Genomic DNA, 20471 nt, shown 5'->3' on the forward strand with positions numbered 1-20471 from the left:
AAACCTCATTTTCAGGTTTGATTTAAGGGGGAGATGAGGTGCCAGCGTTTAAGTCTGCAAAGTGCAAGATTTACCCCTAGAGTTCCGTTAGTCGATTTAATAGTTTAAATAGGGTTAAATTATTGTTTTAATATTGCTTTTTGATACAGAGGGAAACCATGGATAATGGAATCCTTTATAAGTAAAGTTACTGAAATTGACGAAAGATTTTTTGGTTGGGAATTCGTACTGTTTGTAGTAATGCTATATTCCCCTATATTTTTAAAGGTATTCGAAATGGGATTGGACGATTCTTTAGATGTTGCAATAGCTACACTGGCCGTAGCTGTTTTGACTTTCTTTGTGGCTGTCTTGACTTTCTGGATTGCAAAGCAAAGTAATGACTTGGCAAAAAGTGCATTAAAGATATCTCAATTAGAGCTCAATAACCCTCTCATAATTAAGCTATACGAGTTTAAAGAGTTAGTACAAGTGCAAAATGGGAGCTATGGAAAAATCATTTATGACTTCTTAGAGCGTCAAAGTATTGCACATGCTGAGCTTATATATGCCCTAAAAGATAGAACTAATTCCAATTTATTGATGAAAAAAGATACGAGAGAATCGCTAATTAATCTTTTTAATTTTTATTTGAAAGATAAGGACACTGGGTACATTGTTATTGGGGAGAATAAGTTTGCTCACAGAGATTTTATTAGAGAGTATTGTAGAGAGAAAGACACAGCAGAAGGTGACATAAAAGAACCAGTTGAGGGTAGTAATATCTCTGGGGAGCAAAACCTGGTGGAGCAATTGGCAATAAACTCTGAAAAAATTATTGAGAATGCGATAAAAGATTTGCAATCTTTTACTCACAATTAAAAGCTGATGTCGAAAGCCTTACCCCTTTAATCAAACCTGAAAAAAGGATTTAAATGAATGATGCGAGATAGTGCGCGAAGCGGTCGAGCAAGTCATGCTGAGGCATGGATGCCGCTTCATGGCGTTTATGTTCATATTTAAATTTCTTTTGAAGAAATAGTTTGATTTATGGGGCGGCTTTTTCTTGGTTCGTTCTTTTTGGCCGTTTAAAAAGAATGAACGAGTGTGTCATGGATGACACAAGATATGCGCAAGGAGGCAAATGCTTGTAACAACTCAAGTGCTATTACCACCACTAAACTTCCAAGATTGTGAATCAAGTCCAGAAAGACAATGAAAACCTTTATTTTCCTCAAATTATTAGTAGAAAAACTATCCAGGCCTTGCTATACTCCGCGTCCGCCACTTACCGTTCTACCTCGGTTAGTTTAGCCACAGCTGAGGGTTTTAAGTCTTGAGCTCGAAGGGGTTGAAGCAAGTGTAATAGAGCAGCAGAAGAATTTCTGCTTGTGGTTTTTAAATTGTAAACATTGGATTTTTAATAAATGAAAACGTTTGTTGCTAAGCCAGAATCTGTAAAACGTGACTGGTACGTAGTTGACGCTGAAGGCAAAACTTTAGGTCGTATCGCTACTGAAATCGCTCGCCGTCTACGCGGTAAGCATAAAGCTGAGTACACTCCTCACGTTGATACTGGTGATTACATCATCGTAGTAAACGCTGAGAAAGTTGTTGTTACTGGTAACAAAACTCAGGACAAAATGTACTATGCTCACACTGGTTTCCCAGGTGGCCTTAAGTCTATTAACTTCGAAAAACTTCAAGCTAAAAAGCCTGAAATGATTATCGAAAAAGCAGTTAAAGGTATGTTACCAAAAGGCCCTCTAGGTCGTGAAATGTACCGTAAACTAAAAGTATATGCTGGTGCAGAGCACGCTCACGTAGCTCAGCAGCCTCAAGTACTGGACATTTAAGGAGCTAACACATGGCAAATCAATACTACGGTACAGGTCGTCGTAAAAGTTCAAGTGCTCGCGTATTCTTACGCCCAGGTACTGGCAACATCGTAATCAATCAACGTTCTATCGAAGAATACTTCGGTCGTGAAACTTCTCGCATGGTTGTTCGTCAGCCATTAGAACTAGTTGAAATGACTGAAAAGTTTGACCTTTACATCACTGTTGCTGGTGGTGGTTCTACTGGTCAAGCGGGTGCTATCCGTCACGGTATTACTCGTGCGCTTATGGAGTTTGACGAGACACTTCGTTCACCACTTCGTAAAGCTGGCTTTGTTACTCGCGACGCTCGTAAAGTTGAGCGTAAGAAAGTGGGTCTTAAGAAAGCACGTAAGAACACTCAATTCTCAAAACGTTAATTTTTTACGTTTACAAGAATTACAAAACCCGGGTTTTTACTCGGGTTTTTTATTGCCTAAAATTCCTTGTTTTCAGTTGTTATCAACTTTCTAAAAGCCTTGTTACGCCACGCTACATTTATCAACAATTTCCCACAGTCACTTACAGTGTAAAGCAGTAAGATTCTCACGTTACTTACTTTACTGACAAAATTGTATCAAGGAAATGATATGGCTTCTTTTAAACGCGTGTCGCTGGTGGCAATGGCAGTTGCTACGATTGTTGCTAATTGTGCTGTTGCAAAACAAGCGGAAAAAACAGAAATCGAACGTATTCAAGTAGTTTCAAAGCGTTCAAGTGTACTTACCGAAATTACCGAAGATGCTGAAAAGTTAATTAATATGCCCGGTGCCTTAGGCGATCCATTACTTGCTGTGTATGCATTGCCAGGTGTCGTTGCCGCAGGCGGTTCAATGGGGGAGCCTGCGGTGCGTGGTTCTTCGCCAGATGATAACTACTTTGAAGTTGATTTTATGCCTGCGGGTTATATTTTTCATGATTTTGGTAGTTCGATTTTTAACAAATACTTAGTGCAAGATTTCAGGCTTTATTCCGCAGGTTATGGCACCAGCTTTAGTGATGCGACCGGTGCTGTTTTTGATGTCACACTGCGTAACCCAAAGAATCAGAATATTAAAACCACGCTTGACTTTACCATGTTTAAGGCCGGTGTATTTGTAGAGGGGGCGATAACTGATGATATCGCATTTTATCTTTCTGGGCGCAAAAGTACACTGCCGTTATTTTTCTCTGAAGGAGATGAAATTGAAGACGAGGATGGTGAAAGCACAGGCATTACCGTAAATGATGCGCCTGATGATTACGATTACCAAAGCAAATTTGTTTGGGATGTTAACGTTAATAATGTGCTAAGCGTGCTGTTTACAGGTGCTGAAGACAATGCTGCTGCAAGCTTTAGTGAACGGGCTGATTTGTCACTTAAAAATCCTGACTTTCAAGGTGATGCTGAGTTTGCACGGGCATTTGATAGCCAAAATATTATTTGGGATCATTATGGTAAAGGTTATCAAGCTAAGTTTGGTGTTGGCTCGTTAACACATTCAGGCCGCTTAGATTATGGCCGGAGTTCAATAACTCCCAAAGGTTATTTTGAAGAAGAAAAAGAAGATTTAATCACTTATAAAGGACGATTAAATTTTACTATTGCAGGTGATGACTTACTTACTTTAGATGCAGCGTATTTTGATAAAACGATTAGTTATGAATACGATACTTTTTTATATGTATGTACCGAACTTGACCCAGATTGTGAACTTGCTAAGGGAGAGCGCATAACAGGGAAAAGAGAGGTGGATATTGGTAGTTATTTTGTTGGGGCAAATTATCAATACACATTAACAGACTCGTTAATAGCTGATATTGGTGTGCAGCATCAAAAAAATGATTACAGCGACGAGTCGTTTATCCATCCTCGCTTAGGGTTAACGTATCATCTCAATCAAGAACAGTCCGTTTGGGTAAAATATGGTTCCTATAACCGCTTACAAGATATCAGCACGATTTTAGAAGATACAGGAAACCCTAACTTAAAGTCGCAAACTGCGGACCAGTCTGTTTTAGGTTATCAGCAGTTTTTGGCCGATGATTGGAGTTGGTCGATTGAAACCTATTACAAAACCATGGGTGATTTGCCGCTAGCACTAACTGAAAAAGATGCTGATCAATATTTACGTTATAGTAATGATGTTACGGGAAGAGCTTATGGTGTCGATTTATTGATAAATAAAAACAAAACTGATCGCTGGTACGGTTGGATGAGTTTAAGTTATGGCAAAAGTGAGCGTACCGATGAGCGCCTAAATATCACCCGTGATTATTATGCAGATACACCGCTGGTGTTTAACATGGTGTTTAATTATCAAATTAGTGAACGCTGGAATGGTGGATTTAACTTCACAGCGCGCAGTGGTCAATCTTACACACCTATCGTAGGTGTTAGAGAAAACCCTGAATTTGAAGGCAGTTTTTTACCAGAATACGGCGAACCATTTTCAGAACGGTTTGATACATATCATCGTTTAGATGTGCGGTTTGAACGCAAAACAGACTTCTTTGGTTTAGATGCATTACTCATTTTGGAAGTAATGAATTTATATGCCAAAGACAATACCGCGTACATTGATCTTGATTACAGCAAAGTAAAATCGACCGATGATTTGATTTTAATCGAGGAGAGCGATGACTTTGAAATGCGCCCTTCCGTTGGATTTAGTTTCACTTTTTAGTCACAAATTAGTCTAAAGCGAGGAATTTCCTCGCTTATTTCATTGGTTAATCCTCCCGCAGGTTGCTATACTCTGGCATGCATCAAAAGTGGCAAGAAAAGCATAATTTAGCGACTAATGACTTTGAATTTCACATATACTTCTGCAGGGTTTTGATCTCCATCAGGACTCGCATACCTATTTTTGGGTAAGCTCTGCAAAAGCACAGAATTATCACAGTTTTAGGCTGTGCGTTCGTGATTTCAAATAAATCGAACTAAAATACAATTTAATTGTGCTTGAAGACCCGTATAACCTTGTTTTAATCAAGGCTTTTATTTATGATCGCACCTATTTTGTAAAGTCAAAATTTAAACTGCTGTAACTGATGTTCTCGATATGGCAAGTGTTGAGAATCATAGTGGAGATGAGTGGATGAGCAATGCGCCAGTAGACAATAGCCGCCGTCGCTTTCTAACTATCGCAACTTCTGTTGTTGGTGGTGTGGGAGCTGTAGGGGCTGCTGTTCCTTTTATCGCGTCGTGGAACCCAAGTGAGAGAGCAAAGTCTGCAGGCGCGCCTGTAGAAGTTGATATTTCAAAGCTTGAGCCAGGACAATTAATTCGTGTTGAGTGGCGAGGTAAGCCTGTTTGGGTTATCAATCGTACACCAAAAATGCTTGAGCAGATGAAAGCTCACGAAGATCAACTTCGTGATCCTAACTCTGAAGAGCCACAACAACCTGAGTTCGCTAAAAATACTTACCGTTCGCAAAAAGAGAATATCTTTGTTGCTGTAGGTATTTGTACTCACCTTGGTTGTTCACCAACTTTCCTTAATGGTGGTTTTGGTGAGAAGGTTGAAGGTACTGAAGATGGTTTCTTCTGTCCTTGTCATGGTTCTAAGTTTGATATGGCTGGCCGCGTTTTCCAAGCTGTACCTGCGCCATTAAACCTAGAAATCCCTCCTTACATTTTCCTTGATGACACTACTATTTTAGTTGGTGGTGAAGAAGGGGCTGCGTAATGTTTGCAAATATTATCGATTGGATTGACCAGCGTATTCCGATGACTCGCGTATGGAATATGCACATTGCTCAATATCCAGCACCAAAAAACTTTAACTTCTGGTACTTCTTTGGCTCACTAGCCATGCTTGTACTAGTAAACCAGATCGTTACCGGTATTTGGTTAACAATGAATTATGTTCCTTCTGCAGAAGGTGCGTTTGCATCAGTTGAATACATCATGCGTGATGTTGAATACGGCTGGTTACTAAGATACCTACACTCAACGGGTGCATCTGCATTCTTCGTAGTTGTATATCTACATATGTTCCGTGGCATGATCTACGGTTCTTACCAGAAACCACGTGAGCTACTGTGGTTATTCGGTATGTTTATCTTCCTAGCGCTAATGGCTGAAGCATTTATGGGTTACTTACTACCTTGGGGGCAAATGTCTTTCTGGGGTGCGCAGGTAATCATCTCGCTATTTGGTGCAATCCCTGTAATCGGTGAAGACCTAACACAGTGGATCCGTGGTGACTACGTTATTTCTGGTGCAACGCTTAACCGCTTCTTCGCACTTCACGTTATCGCACTACCATTAGTACTTGTTATCTTAATCTTCCTACACATTATCGCACTTCACGAAGTGGGTTCAAACAACCCTGATGGCGTTGAAATTAAACGTAAGAAAGGCACTGTAGCTGAAGAAGATAAAGCTAAATTCAAGTTCCACGAATACTATACAAGTAAGAAAGATATCGTTGATGCGATTCCTTTCCACCCTTATTACACTGTAAAAGATATTATGGGTGTGGTTGGTTTCTTAATCTTGTTCTGTTGGGTTGTATTCTTCTCACCAGAGATGGGTGGTTTCTTCTTAGAAAGACCTAACTTTGAAGCGGCTAACCCGCTGAAAACACCAGAGCATATTTTCCCTGTTTGGTACTTTACACCGTTCTACGCAATCCTACGTGCTATCCCAGATAAGCTATTAGGCGTTGTCGCTATGGGTGCGTCAATTGTAGTACTTGCGTTACTACCTTGGATTGACCGTGGTAAAGTGAAATCAATTCGTTACCGTTGTGGCTTCCACAAGCTTAATATTGCTCAGTTCGTTGTTACTTTCGTAATCCTTGGTTGGATTGGTGCAACACCACAGACTGACTTTAAGACTGTGTTATCACAAATTACAACTGTAACTTACTTTATGTTCTTCGTATTACTGTTCTTCTACAGTAAAAACGAGAATACTAAGCCATTGCCAGAGAGGTTAACGAAATGATGAAGAAGCTAATTATTGGTTTATTCGCTTTGTTGCCATCTCTAACTATGGCAGCAGGCCCATCGGTTCCATTACTAGATGCGAACCATGACCTTACGGATAAAGCGTCTTTACAGCGCGGTGCACAGTTGTTTATGAACTACTGTCTTGGTTGTCACCAAATGCAATACCAGCGTTATGAGCGTACATTCCGTGATATCGGTATCCCAACAAAACTGGGTGAAGAGCAACTTATTTTTGATGGTTCAAAAGTAGGTAGCCACATTCTTAACGCAATCGAAAAAGACGATGCGGCTAAGTGGTTTGGTGCTGCGCCACCAGATTTAACATTAGTTGCACGTGTTCGCGGTGCAGATTGGGTTTACACATACCTGAAGTCTTTCTATGTTGATGAAAGTCGCCCGTTTGGTGTAAATAACTCTGTATTTCCATCGGTAGGTATGCCGCACGTATTGCAAGAATTGCAAGGTGTACCAACGGCACGTTTTGAAGAAGTTGAAGAGCACGGTGTTAAAGTTCAGAAAGTAGTTGAAATCACAACTGATGGTTCAGGTGAGATGAGCGACGATGAGTACGACCACGCTGTTCGTGACTTAACTAATTTCTTAGCGTATGTTGGTGAACCAACACGTCTACAGTCAGAAGCAATTGGTTATAAGGTATTAGGTTTCCTAGTTATCCTATTTATCCTTGCGTTCTTACTGAAGAAAGAATACTGGAGAGATGTGCATTAATTTGCACACTTTTTAGCACAAAATTTGTAATAGGGGCTTAAGCCCCTATTGCTGTTTTTAATATACTGGAGGAAAGCATGGCTGTAGCTGCCAATAAGCGCCCTGTGATGACACTGTTTTCAGGTGAAAACTGTATGTATAGCCACCAAGTACGTATCGTACTTGCAGAGAAAGGCGTGAGTGTTGATATTCACCTAGCAGAAAAGGACAATTTGCCAGAAGCGTTACACGAAATTAACCCTTATGGCACAGTACCGACCCTGATCGATCGTGAGCTTGGTTTATACGAAGCAAACATCATCATGGAATATCTAGACGAGCGTTTTCCTCATCCACCATTAATGCCTGTATACCCAGTGATGCGTGGCCGTAGTCGTTTAATGATGCACCGCATCGAAAATGACTGGTATAGCCTTGCAAAGAAAATCACAGCAGGTGTTGATGTTGAAACTTCACGTCGTGAATTAACTGAAGGCCTACTAGCAGTAGCACCTATTTTTGGTGAAGCGCCTTACTTTATGAGCGAAGAGTTCAGCTTAATTGATTGTTACTTAGCACCATTATTATGGCGTTTACCTGAGCTTGGTATCGAACTTACAGGTCAAGGTAGCAAGGAAATGAAAGACTATATGATGCGTTTATTTGAGCGTGAGTCTTTCCAAGCGTCTTTAACTGAAGCTGAGCGTGAGATTAGACTTTAATGACTTCTAATCGTCCTTATTTACTTCGCGCTTTCTTTGATTGGATTGTAGACAATCAATGTACACCGCATTTAGTTGTTAATGCTGACTTTCCCAATGTGATTGTGCCTATGCAATTTGTGCAAGACGGACAAATTGTACTGAACATCAACCCAACTGCGGTTGCTCAATTTCATATGGATAATCACGAAGTGAGTTTCAATGCTCGCTTTGGTGGTCAGCCAATGCGTGTTGTTGTACCTGTTGGTGCAGTACTTGCCATTTACGCACGCGAAAATGGTGAAGGCACCGTGTTTACACCTGAAGACTTTTCAGAGTATGAAGAGCATGAAGAAAGTCTCTTAGATGAGGCGAAGCCAGAGGGTGATACCAATGATGAACCACCGAAAAAGCGTGGTTCGCATTTGAAAGTGATTAAATAAATACGTTTTAAAACCGGCGAAGCCGGTTTTTTTATCTCTAAATTTAATCTTTTATAGTCCAATCACTATTTGTGGGAACATCACCAACAATCCTAACATCATAAGCATAATTATAAAGTAAGGTACACATGCACGTGCAAGCTGTGAAAGTGACGCATTGCTAAGCGACTTCAAAACAAATAAATTAAAGCCAATGGGAGGCGTAATTTGTGATATCTCAACAACAATAACTAGATAAATACCAAACCAAATGAGGTCGATGCCAGCAAGTTCAACAATCGGTAATAAAATGGCTGCTGTTAGCACGATTATGGAAATCCCATCTAAAAATAGCCCCAAGATAATAAATGCCAAAGTAAGGCAAAACAGCAATTGATAAGTACTGAGCTCTAAACTTGCAATCCAAGTGGCAAGCGTTGCTGGTAATTGTAAAAAGCCCATAGCAATTGTGACAAAACTTGCACCAAGCAAAATCAATAATATCATTGCGCTAGTCATAGCAGCATCTAAGAGACTTTCTTTTATCAAGCTATACGACAATTTCTTCTTCGCTTTTATCAATATAAAACTACCGACAATTCCGAGTGCTGCAGATTCACTAGGCGTGGCAATACCAAAGTAAATCGCAGATATAACAAACACAATCAGCGAAATAATGGGTAAAAGCTGCCAAGGGCTACCCTTAGATGTAGCTTGAAAGGTCGCTTTTGGCTGTTTAAAACCACGAATGGCAATATAGCTTGAAAACATTAACAGCAAGATTAAGCCCGGTAGAATACCCGCGATAAACAGATCTGCTATTGAGATATCGGCTGCGACACCGTACACAATCAGAATAATAGAAGGTGGGATCAACAGGCCAAGAGTGGCAGAACCAGCGAGTGAGCCATAAATATCTTGCTCGTTATAGCCACGTTTTTTTAGTTCAGGAATTGTCATTCGACCAATGGTGGCTGCAGTTGCCGCCGAAGAGCCTGACAGAGCAGCAAAAATACCTGAGCCAAAAACATTAATATGTAGGTGCCCACCTGGAAGTTTCTCGAGTAATGGGCTTAAGCCATTAAATAGATCATCGGCAACCTTAGCTTTATAAAGTAATTCACCCATCCAAATAAATAAGGGTAGTGCGATAAGTGACCAAGGGGTTAAATGGGCAAATGCAGTGCCTGCAAAAATCAATTCAATAGCAGTGTTGTTATTTAGCATGAGGGCAATTAGTGCAACACCAATTAGGCTGAAGCTAATCCAAACACCGGTGAGTAGTAATAGAGCAAAAACAATCGCTAAGATAGCGCTCAAACTAACGATGTCCACGAAGCACCTCCCATCCTTTAAAGCCTATGGTCAATGTCATTAGCACGCTGGCATAAACTAATATAGCCTGAATAGGCCATTCTAAAATTGCGATTTCACCACTAGACACTTCTTTAAATTGATAAGAATCGAGCGTGAGTTGTAACAGTGCATACGAGATAAAAATACTCACCACAGTGGCAAGCGCATAGCTTATGAGCTCTGCTAAATGACTTAGCTTGGGGTTATTGAGCTCAAATATTAGCGAAACGCGAATATGTTTGGCTTGTTCAAAGCTGTACCCCAATGCCAAAAAGAAACTGCAGATCAATAAATACCCTGAAATCTCATTAAGCGAAGGAATATATAAATTAACTATTCTCAAAATGACATGCAGTAAGACAAGGGTAAAAATAGCAAAAATACACAGCACACTTAGCAGCGCATTAAAGCGATTAATTTGGCTGAACATGTTTAGCCTCCAAATAACGCTTGAAAGTTAATTTTTCGCTATCGCTTGCATTTGCTTGCCACTCTTCTGCCATTTTGTTACCTACACTATTGAGTGCTTGGGTAAGTTGCTGTGTCACTGGGGATATTTGTATGCCTTGCTGTTGGAGCTGGTTTGTCATTAGTGTGGTTTGCTGCTCAGCCCTTTGCCACGCAAGCTTTTGAAATGCAGTAGCAATCGCTTTAAGTTTGTTTTTGTCTTGCTGTGACAAGCTGGAATAAACCTGACGATTCATGATCACCATATTTTTCGGGATCCAAGCATTGATCGGTGTGTAATAGTGACTAAATTGCCAAGCACGGCTAGAAACGCCTGTTGCAGGAGAGGTTATCATTGCTTCAATCATGCCAGCGGCAAATGCTTGCGCTATTTCTGCGCTTGATACACTGGTTGGGATCATCTCTAAGTGATCGGCTAACTTTGCAGTGATTGCGCTGTAGCTTCTAACTTTTAAACCCGCTAATTGTTCGCTTGAAGTGATAGCTTTTTGAGTGAATAAACCTTGAGTTGGCCATGGGTTTGCAAATAATAAATGTAAGCCGTCTTTAGCTAAACGGGTTTTCAACTCTTGCTGTTGCACTTGCCAAAGCTGCTTCGCGTCGCTAAAACTGGAAGCAATAAAGGGCAGATTATCCAGCTGGAAAATTGCGGCATGATTACTAAGTTGCGCAATAAAAATTTCGCCAAACTGGATTTGATTAGTGCGAACTGCACGATAGATTTCGTTGTGCTTATAAAGGCTTTCACCGCCATGAAAGACAATGTCTAAAGAGAGCTCTTTATTTAGCTCAGAGATAAACTCTTTAGTTGTTTGAGTAACGTAAACCCGTTCACTGTAAGGGGTTGCAATATGTTGTTTTGCGGACAGTAAATATGGAATTAAAAACAGTATAAGAAGTAAGGTAATGCGCATTTTATTATTCTTATTTTATTAAAAAAGGCGCATATAGCGCCTTTTGGTTTAGAGATATTCAAATACTTTTATGACCTTCTCGACACCAGAGACATGACGAGCAATATTAGCTGCCAAATTGGCTTCTGTCTCAGTAACTAAGCCCATTAAGAAAACCTCACCATTTTCAGTAATAACTTTAATGTTATTTGCACTGATTTTTTCCTCAGAAACTAGCATGGTTTTAACTTTTGAGGTTAACCACGTATCGTGTGTCTTTGTACTTATACCGGTAATATTACCAATACGAATTTGATTGTGAATTTTTTTAACCCCTTGAATGGGTTTTACAATGCTTTCTGCTTTTGCGCGCATTTCAGTGGTAGGTGTTTGACCAATCAATAGTACGCGACCGTTTAAACTCACGACAATAATGTTGCTAAATTTAGCCAGTTGATCATCGTCTTTTAGTGCGAGTGTTGCTTTAATTTCTAAATTATTATCATCAATTTGTGTGCCAAGCGTTCGGCGATCTGTTGCTGAGGTTACAGCACCTGCTGTACCAGCAACAATTGCAGCGCTGCAACCTTGTAAAAGTAATACTGACGCAATACAAGCGAATTTAAGCTTCATTAACTATCATCCTGTGGAAATAGGGTTAAATCGATTAATTCACTTAAACAATGAATATTAAATAAGTGAGACTCGATAATTCTGCTGGGACGTTTTGATGGTACGCGTATTTCAACATCATTAGGCCCAAGTAAGCCCGCTAACTCACCACCGTCATTACCGCTAAGCACTATCACTTGCATGTCTTTTGTCAACGCAGCTTCCACAGCACTGATAATTTCTTTTTCATTACCAGTTACGGTAATTACCACTAAAAGGTCGCCAGGTTGGCCGTAAGCGCGTACTTGGCGCGAAAAATTATCATTTATAGCGGGAGTTGCGTAACTAGATAAGTGCGTAAGCTCACTGCTAAGTGCAATAGCAGGCAAGCAAGGTCGTTCAGTTTCGTAAAAATTCACCAATAAATTGGCAAAATGTGCAGACAACATATGGTTGTTACTGCCGCCACAGCATAAAACTTTATTACCATTAATAAGGCTTTGCACAATTGTAAAGGCGGCTGCTTCCAATGCACCGGGTAACGCTTCACCGGCTGCTATTTGAGCTTGAATGCTTTCAGTGTAAATTTCTTTAACGAGTTCTTGCATATTAAAATGCGCTTTTTATCCAAGTATATTGATAAGAATTTTGCCCATTTATGGCAACAAAGTCGACTCTAAATGAACAATCTTCTAGGCTGTTTTGTTTCAAATAATAATAGATTGTGCGTGTTAGTTTTTGTTTTTTTGCTTCTGATAATGCGTTAATTGCACCACCAAAAGCATTCGATTTGCGATATTTCACTTCCACAAACACTAAGGTTTTACCGTCGTTCATTACTAAATCTAGTTCACCGTAGCGACAACTATAATTGCGTGTAACAGCCTGCAAGCCTTGTTGTTTTAGGTATTGCTCCGCTTGCAGTTCGAAAAAGTTACCTTTCTCTGTGCTGTTTTTGAATAATTTTGAGGTCCACCCCATAGATTCCCTTTCGTTTTATAGAGTCGCTTCCTGCGTTTCTTGTTGGTGATTTTTTATAAATAATGGCATTGGTTTTTCTGATTTAATATCAAGAGTCACTATTTGTTTTTCTTGATACTGCGCCCACTTTAATTGTCGCTCTACATCCCCATCTTGGTTCACAGTAAGGTTGCCGGTTAGCCCCGTTAAGGTTTTTCCTGGAACCATTTGTAGTTGCCTCAAATGTGGAATGAGTTTTACAGCATCAAAACCCATGGCAAATAACTGTTGCTCTAACGTTGATTGCTCAGGCCATATTTCATCAAAATCGCTACGCAATGCTTGCTGCTCACCTGCTAAAGGGAGCATCCAAGGTATTTCAGAAAAGTATAACCCAGCTAAGTCTTTCTTATCTGTTTTATCCGATTTGATATCGTGACTACGTGAGCTGGCAAAAATAGGGATGCGTTTGGCAAATGGCGAAATATTCACATCAAAAGACGGTTTTAGTAAACGTGTTTGCGTTGCGTCTGCGATGATGTAAATAGCATCGATATCGCGACGCGAACGCGGCTCGTCATGTAACTGGCCTTTAAACATTAGGCTAATTTCTTTGATGCGTTGTTTGCTCTTATCTACTTCAAGTAGTTCTTGCACCATTTTTTGTACATCGCGTTTATTGGCGTAAAAACCGACTTGTGGTTCATTTTCAGAGAATTCTAACCATTGATTAGTGAAGTGATTTGCTAAACGTTGACCCAAGCGATTACCTGGCGCAATTATTAATGGTTTCTTAAACTCTTGATTGACAAAATGGTAAACAGCTTGCGTTACTTCGTGCTCTGGATTTAACGCAAATGCAAAGTGGTCAATTGACTCAAGCGCTTGTGGTGTAGTATTCAGAAACATAGTTGGGTAAGCATCTAGCGTACCGGCTTGTTGCAGCTTTTCGATATTTGCTTTAAGCAACGGCCCAATGACAAAGTCTGGGTTGAGTTGAGATAGCTGTTCAGCAATTAGCTCTGCACTTTGAGCTGAGTTAATAAAATATAATTCGCGATCTGGATGGTTGTCTGAAGCGGCTAAAACACCTGCTTTTAATGATTGAGCAAGCGCTTTTTGTTTGCTTTGATTACTCGGTAAAATAACTGCTATTTTATTAACGCGAATAGGCTCTACGTTAATAATTTGCTGCATGTTATCTGGCAATGCAAAGCTTGCAGGGTGGTTGGCATAAGCATAATGCCACTTATTCAAGGCTGCTTGTAATGATGTTGCATCGCCAATATAAAGTTGGGTATACAGAGCAAGACTTACCCATCCGCGCTGTATACTACTGCCAGTACTTAAAGCTTCGAGTTGTTTCACTGACAACTGACTTAATGTTTGCCACAAGACTTTATTAATTTTTTCAGCTTTAAATTGGTGTTTATTGGCGGTTTCTGACGCGCGAATTAAATATGGTGCAGCTCGATGAGGTAAGGCTTGAGCCGCATAAATATTGCCATAAATCTCTTGATGCAAATAGAAATGCATAGGCGATGTTAGCTTTGCATTAAGTGATTCAAGTGTACGCAAAGCAGCGTGATAATCTTGCTGTTGAGTATAGGCGAGAGCGATATATAAGTGGTTGCGGACAGAATCTGGGCCATCTGATGCAATAAGTAATTCACAAATGGTGATAACTAATTGCCAATTTTGTTCCTCAATAGCGCGATCTCGAGCGGTATAAAGTAATTGAATTTTATCAAAATCTCTTTTTGAAAGTGCTTTTTGATATAAACTTTGCGCATTGAGATCGGCCTCTATACTAGGCTGAGTTTTGACCTGTTCAACAACAGGTGTTTTTTCAGTTGTACTACAGGCTGATAACAAGGAAAATAGAGCTGTTAACCCTAATAGTTTTAGTCGCACGCTGATCTCAGTCTTTTTCTATCCAATTAGGTCATATATTACAAACTGTTGTAGGAGAGCTCAATGGCAAATAATCAGAAACTAAGCAATTTAGGAACATCAGACCAAGATAATAGCCAAGGTCAATTATTTGTTGTAGCAACCCCAATTGGTAACTTAGAAGATATAACACAGCGCGCACTTAATGTTTTGCAAAGTGTTGATATTATTGCTGCCGAAGATACCCGCCATACCAATAAACTATTAAGCCACTTTTCAATTAAAGCAAAAGTGATTGCCGTGCATGATCACAATGAAAAACAAAAGGCCAGTGAGCTGTTAGGCTGGTTAGAACAAGGCTTAAATGTGGCATTGGTATCGGATGCTGGCACACCACTAATTAGTGATCCTGGCTATGCGGTTGTGAATTTATGCCGTGAGCAAGGTGCATCGGTAAGTCCGATTCCAGGTGCATGTGCTGCAATTGCTGCAGTATCGTGTTCAGGCTTACCGACAGATCGCTTTCAGTTTATAGGTTTTACACCAGCTAAAAGCAAAGCCCGTCAGGAGTTCTTTGTTGATGCCCATAATTCAGGCATGACCAGTATTATGTACGAAAGTACTCATCGTATTATGGCAAGCTTGGAGGATTTGAAGGCGGCTCTTGGAGGTGAACAAAAAGTGGTGTTGGCAAAAGAGCTAACAAAAAGCTTTGAAACGTTTTTTAGTGGTACCGTCTTAGAATTAATCGCATTTTTAACTGAAGATCCAGCTCGCCAAAAAGGCGAAATTGTACTTATGCTGCCAGGCAAGCAAGTCAGTAAAAGCGAAGTGTCACCAGAGGCAATTAAGCTCATTGAGTTATTACAAAGCGAAATGCCACTTAAAAAAGCCTGTGGTATTGCAGCTGATTACTTTAATTTAAAGAAGAATGCGCTGTATAAAGCGATGTTAGCGCAAGAATAACTAGCAGCAAAGCGTTAAATCCGTATAATAGCGCATGAGTCAGCCAGATAATCGCTGCTTTATCGTTGTACTTTCGGGTACACGGGTAAAGGGGAGGAAAGTCCGGGCTCCACAGGGCAGGGTGCCAGCTAACAGCTGGGGGGCGCGAGCCTACGACAAGTGCAGCAGAGAGAAGACCGCCAGCTTAGGCTGGTAAGGGTGAAAGGGTGCGGTAAGAGCGCACCGGGCCACTGGTAACAGTTGGTTGCAAGGTAAACTCCACCCGGAGCAAGACCAAATAGGGTTCCTTATGGTGTGGCCCACATCGGAACCGGGTAGGTTGCTTGAGCCTTGGAGCGATCCAAGGCCTAGACGAATGATTATCCACGACAGAACCCGGCTTACCGGCTGACTCATCAAATTCAATAAAAAAGCCCAAGCGTTTTAGCTTGGGCTTTTTTATTTGTGATTATCCTCTATTAAATAACGTCAACTTTTTTACCAATGGTTAAAAATCCATTTAAGTACTACGTTAAAAGGAGTTACTTGCTGGTGGTTAAGCCAGTTACGAATAAATTAAGTTAACGCTTAATAATGTCTGCGCGGTGCGGTGCTAGCTTGGCAAGTACCCGGTTTTGTACTGGATAACTTACGTTGTTATCTTCCATTGCTTTTACTAGTAGCTCAACAATACGATTGAAGTCAGCTTCATTGATATTCATGCCTGTGTGAATGTCGACCATATTATCGCCTTTATACTCGCAAGGCCCGTCTGCGGCATCGCATAAATGGGTAATGAATCCAGCACGGAAGTGGCTTACGCTGGCTTTAGCAAAATAGTGAAAGACTTGCTTGTCTTGTGCAATGCGTTTAATAAAACTATCTACAATATTTTCGATGCCTTGCTGACCATCAAGCTGCTGATAAAGGGTTTGATTTTGGTTTAGGTGAGCGCAACCTGTAAGCAACAAAGCCGTAAGGTAAAAAGGAATTATCGTCTTCATTAAAAATACCCCATTAATGAAATGTACCAGCCTTGTTGTTTCTCGATGCCAGCAATGGTGCCTAAATTGATATAGGCTGCGGTAATACTGAGACGTTTATTGGGAAACCACGCAACAAATATATCATGCCAGTTATCTTCTTTTAGCCCCAAATTATTTGGCTTTTGACGATATTCAGTGCCAATAGCAAGATGTTTGTTAATTAAAATAGCGGTAGATACTTCAACTTGTAGCCAACTATTTTGATGTGAACCACCGAAGCCAAGTAGCCCCATTTCATTGGCTGACGTGTGGCGCAGCGTGGCATTCCAAAGTAAGTTATAGCCTGCAAGCGCGCCTAAATGCAGCTTACTGGCTGCAAGGTAGAAATCGGTACCAGTGTCATCTTTTGCACCAAGGGTAAAGGCAATATCGGCGGTATCTAGCTGCTTATGCTGAATACCAATTGAAAGTTGCGGATAACGGCTATAGACAAGATCGCCATAAAGTCTTACTTTGGTGCCAATAATATTTTGTTTTAAGGTGGTTGAAAGTGGGAGTACATCAAATTTTTGCTCAGCAAAAGAAAATTCAACGCGGTCAAATACGTTTGCTTGAAAACCGCATGTACTGAGTTCAAAGTCATCGACATTCGCTTGCGTGCAAAACCCCGAAAGTGCCCACTCATCTTCGGTGGCATATCCTGCAAGCTGCGCCCATGGCACTAATCCTCCACCAGCCGAGCCTTCTACTTGAGATACACCAGGCGTCGCGAGGATTTTGCCATTTGCAGAGCAATAAAATGCTGAAAAAAATAATAAACAACTAATGAGCCGAAACATAGTCAAAATACCATTGAGTTAATTGCTCAGCCTTGAGCGGTTTTGCAAGGTAATACCCTTGAATATAGTCACAGTTAAATTGTTTGAGTAATTCAAGGCTTGCCAAATTCTCAACCCCCTCAGCGACCACTCTAAGGCCAAGTTTATGAGCAAGGGCGATTGTAGATGCGACGATATCTTGATCTTCTTGAGATTCATCAAGTTTAAGAATAAAACATTTATCAATTTTTAGTTCATCAACAGGCAGGTTTTTGAGCTTTGCTAGTGAGGATTGACCGATGCCATAATCGTCAACAGAAATTTCAAAACCTAATGATTTTAAATGTGTTAAGCGCGACACAACCAATGCTTCATTATCGGCGATATCACGTTCTGTTAATTCGAGAATGATACAGGAAGGATCAACGTTATATTCTGCGCTCGTCTCAAGCAAAAAATATACAAATTGCTCATGTTGAATATCTTGCGCAGATAAGTTAATTGAAACATTAAGATTAAATTGTTGTTCATTCCAAAGTGAAATCTGCATTACTGCTTGGCGAATCACCCATTGCGTAAGTGTAACGATTAATCCTGATTGTTCTGCTAGCGCAACAAATAGCTCTGGATTAACAAACTCACCCTCTTTGTTAATCCAACGAATAAGTGCCTCTGCTTTATCAACTTTCTTGGTTTTTAGATTGAGTTTGGGTTGATAATTTAAAAAGAGGTTAGAACCACCTTGTTCCAGCGCATCTTTAAGTTCCTCAATTAAACTAAGTTTATACAAATACGCTTCGTCTTCACCATCTTGGTAAAAAAGTAAGGTGTTATTATTTTTTAACGCATTAGATGCTGCCATAGCAGCTCTTCGAATTAACTTTTCGCTGTTATTTCCATGCTCAATCGAATTGGCAATGCCATAGTAGAGCTGCAGTGAAAGTACAATTTCATCAATATAGAAAGGGCGCTCCAGTTCATTGCGCAGCTGTGTAATGATGTTATTTATTTGTTTTACATTGGAAATGTTGATAGCAATTAAAAATTCATCTGCATGCAATCGCGAAAGTAAGGTGCACTCACTCGATTGAGAAAGCTTTTTGTAATTGCTTAAGCGTTTGGCTATTTCTTGTAAAATCTTATCGCCATTAACCGTACCTATTGTATCATTTAATGTTTTGAAGCCTTTAATATTAAAGTTAATAACCGCTATTTGGATATTTTTAGAAAACAGTAAATTAAGGTCGCTAAGTGTTTTATAACGATTATTAAGGCCAGTTAATAAATCTCTTTCCGCTTGGTACGTTATTTTTTGCTCTCTTTGCTTAATGGCATTGCTCATCACTTCAAAATCCTGATAGAGCTTGGCAAGTTCATTTGAGAAGCTACCTTCCACTTTTGGCACCACAAAATTGCCTGCACTAATACCTTTAGTTAGTCCCATAAGCTTTTTTAAAGGGTGAGTCACGCGTTTAGATAAAACCCGCGAAAAGCTGATAGCAAAAATTAAAATTAACAGTGTAGCGATAATCGTTGCCACTACTAAGCGTTTAAAGTCGCTATGAATTTGTTGTAAAGACGCTGAAAGTACCACACTGATATTTTGGGTATTTGTCAGTTCAATGGTTTGATGAAAAAATTTCGCTGACGAAAGTAATAATTGTATTCCTTGTTGATTTGGCGCCATAAGGTTTTCATTGGCAAGGTTGCCTTCAGACAAGCTAGACTGAAAAATTGTCTCACCTGAAATAAAGCTGATATCTAATGATAGAAGTTCGCGTAATTGACGTAGTGTCGATTGGTCAAATCGAAAGCCAATAATCGCATACCCAATTGTTCTAGGTGCTTTTACAGGCACTAAAATAATTTGATAAACATTGTTTTGAATACTTATTATTTGAGCTTGTGCGGTTTTAAACGGCATTGACTTTATATGCTCTTGCACTAGTTTCGATGTATAGTGAGTTTGATCATTGCTCGCTATAAACTCCCCATTAAGGTCAACCAAAACCATTAAATCAGCTTTAATTCGTTGGCTATGATTAAGTAAGGCGCTTTGTAGGGTTTTTGTGTCTAGTGTTGCTACAGCTTGTTTAAAGCCAAAATCAGCTGTAAGCACGTTGGCACTGGTGATGAGAACTTGCTCTTGTTGTTTTAAATTCTGCTGTAACACATTTTGTGCAAAATGGATTTGCTGTTTGAGTTGTTGTTCCACATAGTTAGCCGTTGTTAGCCAATAATTGGCTGTTAATAAAGTGGCTGTAATAATGATTAAAAAAGCAGAAAGCCAAGTTATTTGTGACTTTAACCCGAGTTTATTGAACTGATTTAAAAACATCTTCGAAGCTTTCTCTAGTTTCGGGCGGCATAATAGTTAGTTTTATTACAGGGCTTTCATTTTGAATTAGGGTATTTACGTCGATTATTTCCTTTTGGTTTACCCCTTTGCTGTTTCTTGGGTGCCAAAGCCACGCGTTAGCAATTGAATCGATGGAAGCTTCGAGATTTATTATTCCGCTACTATCGCTTTGGTAGATTAGATTGTTATCGTGAATATAAATATATCCCACCATTGAATCATGAATATTGCACCCTAAAACGGCAACACCTAATTGGTCAAATGAAATAGGTGATTTAGGTTTTCCTGCGTATAGCTTCAACTCAAAGGGCTTAACTTTTGAAAACGAGTAGACATGGTGACGAATATCATCACTATTGGGGAAATTCACTAAAGCATGTTGCGGAATAGCTAAAATGTGCGGTTTGAATGTTTTGTTAATTTGGTCCATTACATAAAGGGTTTTGTCAGCTTGTTGCTGTGTGTCTTTTTGCTTGAGCTCTATTTCAATAAGCGCATTTTCCAGTGGTTGGTTGTGCTGATCCATAATTAAAAAAGTAACACTGGCTTTAGC

At 39.9% G+C, this 20471-nt stretch carries 21 protein-coding genes and 1 other RNA gene; 11 read left to right on the forward strand and 11 right to left on the reverse strand.

The window, feature by feature from the left end; translation table 11 throughout:
- Positions 1-165: 165 nt before the first annotated feature.
- The 9 genes from ABYD77_RS07515 (at position 166) to ABYD77_RS07555 (ending at position 8649) form a co-directional block, all read left to right on the forward strand.
- A complete protein-coding gene (locus ABYD77_RS07515) occupies positions 166-861 on the forward strand; it encodes a hypothetical protein (RefSeq protein ID WP_372768545.1) in 696 nt (231 codons plus the stop codon).
- A gap of 545 nt (positions 862-1406) precedes the next feature.
- Positions 1407-1835, forward strand: a complete 429-nt coding sequence (gene rplM, locus ABYD77_RS07520) for a 50S ribosomal protein L13 (protein WP_274763356.1) — start codon at positions 1407-1409, stop codon at positions 1833-1835.
- 11 nt (positions 1836-1846) lie between these two features.
- Positions 1847-2236, forward strand: coding sequence for a 30S ribosomal protein S9 (gene rpsI, locus ABYD77_RS07525; protein WP_372768547.1), 390 nt, complete (start codon positions 1847-1849; stop codon positions 2234-2236).
- A gap of 210 nt (positions 2237-2446) precedes the next feature.
- A complete protein-coding gene (locus tag ABYD77_RS07530) occupies positions 2447-4522 on the forward strand; it encodes a TonB-dependent receptor plug domain-containing protein (protein WP_372768549.1) in 2076 nt (691 codons plus the stop codon).
- 414 nt (positions 4523-4936) lie between these two features.
- On the forward strand, positions 4937-5527 hold the full coding sequence (petA, locus tag ABYD77_RS07535) for a ubiquinol-cytochrome c reductase iron-sulfur subunit (RefSeq protein ID WP_372768591.1): 591 nt from the start codon (positions 4937-4939) through the stop codon (positions 5525-5527).
- Entirely contained in the window at positions 5527-6792 is a 1266-nt protein-coding gene (locus tag ABYD77_RS07540) for a cytochrome bc complex cytochrome b subunit (RefSeq protein WP_372768551.1), read from the forward strand. Before petA ends, ABYD77_RS07540 begins: the two co-directional genes overlap by 1 nt.
- Positions 6789-7526: a cytochrome c1 gene (locus tag ABYD77_RS07545; protein ID WP_372768553.1), complete on the forward strand. Its 738-nt coding sequence runs from the start codon at positions 6789-6791 to the stop codon at positions 7524-7526. The genes ABYD77_RS07540 and ABYD77_RS07545 overlap by 4 nt, the downstream gene beginning before the upstream one ends.
- 77 nt (positions 7527-7603) lie before the next feature.
- Positions 7604-8227, forward strand: coding sequence for a stringent starvation protein SspA (sspA, locus tag ABYD77_RS07550; protein ID WP_372768555.1), 624 nt, complete (start codon positions 7604-7606; stop codon positions 8225-8227).
- Positions 8227-8649 (forward strand): ClpXP protease specificity-enhancing factor, encoded by a 423-nt coding sequence (locus ABYD77_RS07555; RefSeq protein WP_372768557.1) that lies wholly within the window; start codon positions 8227-8229, stop codon positions 8647-8649. Before sspA ends, ABYD77_RS07555 begins: the two co-directional genes overlap by 1 nt.
- A gap of 51 nt (positions 8650-8700) precedes the next feature.
- Here the strand turns inward: ABYD77_RS07555 and ABYD77_RS07560 are convergent, their stop codons facing one another.
- The 7 genes from ABYD77_RS07560 to ABYD77_RS07590 are packed head-to-tail and all read right to left on the reverse strand — an operon-like array spanning position 8701 to position 14831.
- The gene (locus ABYD77_RS07560) at positions 8701-9963 is read right to left on the reverse strand and encodes a TRAP transporter large permease (RefSeq protein ID WP_372768559.1); all 1263 of its coding nucleotides are present in this window, start codon (positions 9961-9963) and stop codon (positions 8701-8703) included.
- Complete coding sequence (locus ABYD77_RS07565; RefSeq protein WP_372768561.1) at positions 9950-10414, reverse strand: TRAP transporter small permease; 465 nt, start codon at positions 10412-10414, stop codon at positions 9950-9952. The genes ABYD77_RS07560 and ABYD77_RS07565 overlap by 14 nt, the downstream gene beginning before the upstream one ends.
- Positions 10398-11366 carry a TRAP transporter substrate-binding protein gene (locus tag ABYD77_RS07570; RefSeq protein WP_372768563.1) on the reverse strand — a complete coding sequence of 323 codons (969 nt, stop codon included), beginning with the start codon at positions 11364-11366 and terminating at the stop codon, positions 10398-10400. The genes ABYD77_RS07565 and ABYD77_RS07570 overlap by 17 nt, the downstream gene beginning before the upstream one ends.
- Positions 11367-11414: 48 nt before the next feature.
- Positions 11415-11978: a division/outer membrane stress-associated lipid-binding lipoprotein gene (dolP, locus tag ABYD77_RS07575; protein WP_372768565.1), complete on the reverse strand. Its 564-nt coding sequence runs from the start codon at positions 11976-11978 to the stop codon at positions 11415-11417.
- Positions 11978-12565, reverse strand: a complete 588-nt coding sequence (locus tag ABYD77_RS07580) for an SIS domain-containing protein (protein WP_372768567.1) — start codon at positions 12563-12565, stop codon at positions 11978-11980. The genes dolP and ABYD77_RS07580 overlap by 1 nt, the downstream gene beginning before the upstream one ends.
- Position 12566: 1 nt before the next feature.
- On the reverse strand, positions 12567-12938 hold the full coding sequence (locus ABYD77_RS07585) for a YraN family protein (RefSeq protein ID WP_372768569.1): 372 nt from the start codon (positions 12936-12938) through the stop codon (positions 12567-12569).
- Between the two features lie 15 nt (positions 12939-12953).
- Positions 12954-14831, reverse strand: a complete 1878-nt coding sequence (locus tag ABYD77_RS07590) for a penicillin-binding protein activator (protein WP_372768571.1) — start codon at positions 14829-14831, stop codon at positions 12954-12956.
- A 63-nt stretch (positions 14832-14894) separates the two neighbouring features.
- On the opposite strand from ABYD77_RS07590, the gene rsmI reads away from it, so the two are divergent.
- A complete protein-coding gene (gene rsmI / locus ABYD77_RS07595; RefSeq protein ID WP_372768573.1) occupies positions 14895-15776 on the forward strand; it encodes a 16S rRNA (cytidine(1402)-2'-O)-methyltransferase in 882 nt (293 codons plus the stop codon).
- 35 nt (positions 15777-15811) lie between these two features.
- An RNA gene (gene rnpB, locus ABYD77_RS07600) (RNase P RNA component class A) lies at positions 15812-16175 on the forward strand.
- 161 nt (positions 16176-16336) lie between these two features.
- Here rnpB and ABYD77_RS07605 read toward each other — a convergent pair.
- Genes ABYD77_RS07605 through ABYD77_RS07620 form a run of 4 tightly spaced genes read right to left on the reverse strand, consistent with a single transcriptional unit; the run spans position 16337 to position 20444 of the window.
- Positions 16337-16759 carry a group 1 truncated hemoglobin gene (locus ABYD77_RS07605; protein WP_372768575.1) on the reverse strand — a complete coding sequence of 141 codons (423 nt, stop codon included), beginning with the start codon at positions 16757-16759 and terminating at the stop codon, positions 16337-16339.
- Positions 16759-17580 carry a DUF3034 family protein gene (locus tag ABYD77_RS07610; RefSeq protein WP_372768577.1) on the reverse strand — a complete coding sequence of 274 codons (822 nt, stop codon included), beginning with the start codon at positions 17578-17580 and terminating at the stop codon, positions 16759-16761. The genes ABYD77_RS07605 and ABYD77_RS07610 overlap by 1 nt, the downstream gene beginning before the upstream one ends.
- The gene (locus tag ABYD77_RS07615) at positions 17564-19897 is read right to left on the reverse strand and encodes an EAL domain-containing protein (RefSeq protein WP_372768579.1); all 2334 of its coding nucleotides are present in this window, start codon (positions 19895-19897) and stop codon (positions 17564-17566) included. The genes ABYD77_RS07610 and ABYD77_RS07615 overlap by 17 nt, the downstream gene beginning before the upstream one ends.
- Complete coding sequence (locus ABYD77_RS07620) at positions 19875-20444, reverse strand: methylamine utilization protein (protein ID WP_372768581.1); 570 nt, start codon at positions 20442-20444, stop codon at positions 19875-19877. Before ABYD77_RS07620 ends, ABYD77_RS07615 begins: the two co-directional genes overlap by 23 nt.
- Positions 20445-20471 lie beyond the last annotated feature (27 nt).

Origin of the sequence: Pseudoalteromonas sp., from assembly GCF_041629635.1 — a bacterium.
Taxonomy (GTDB): domain Bacteria; phylum Pseudomonadota; class Gammaproteobacteria; order Enterobacterales; family Alteromonadaceae; genus Pseudoalteromonas.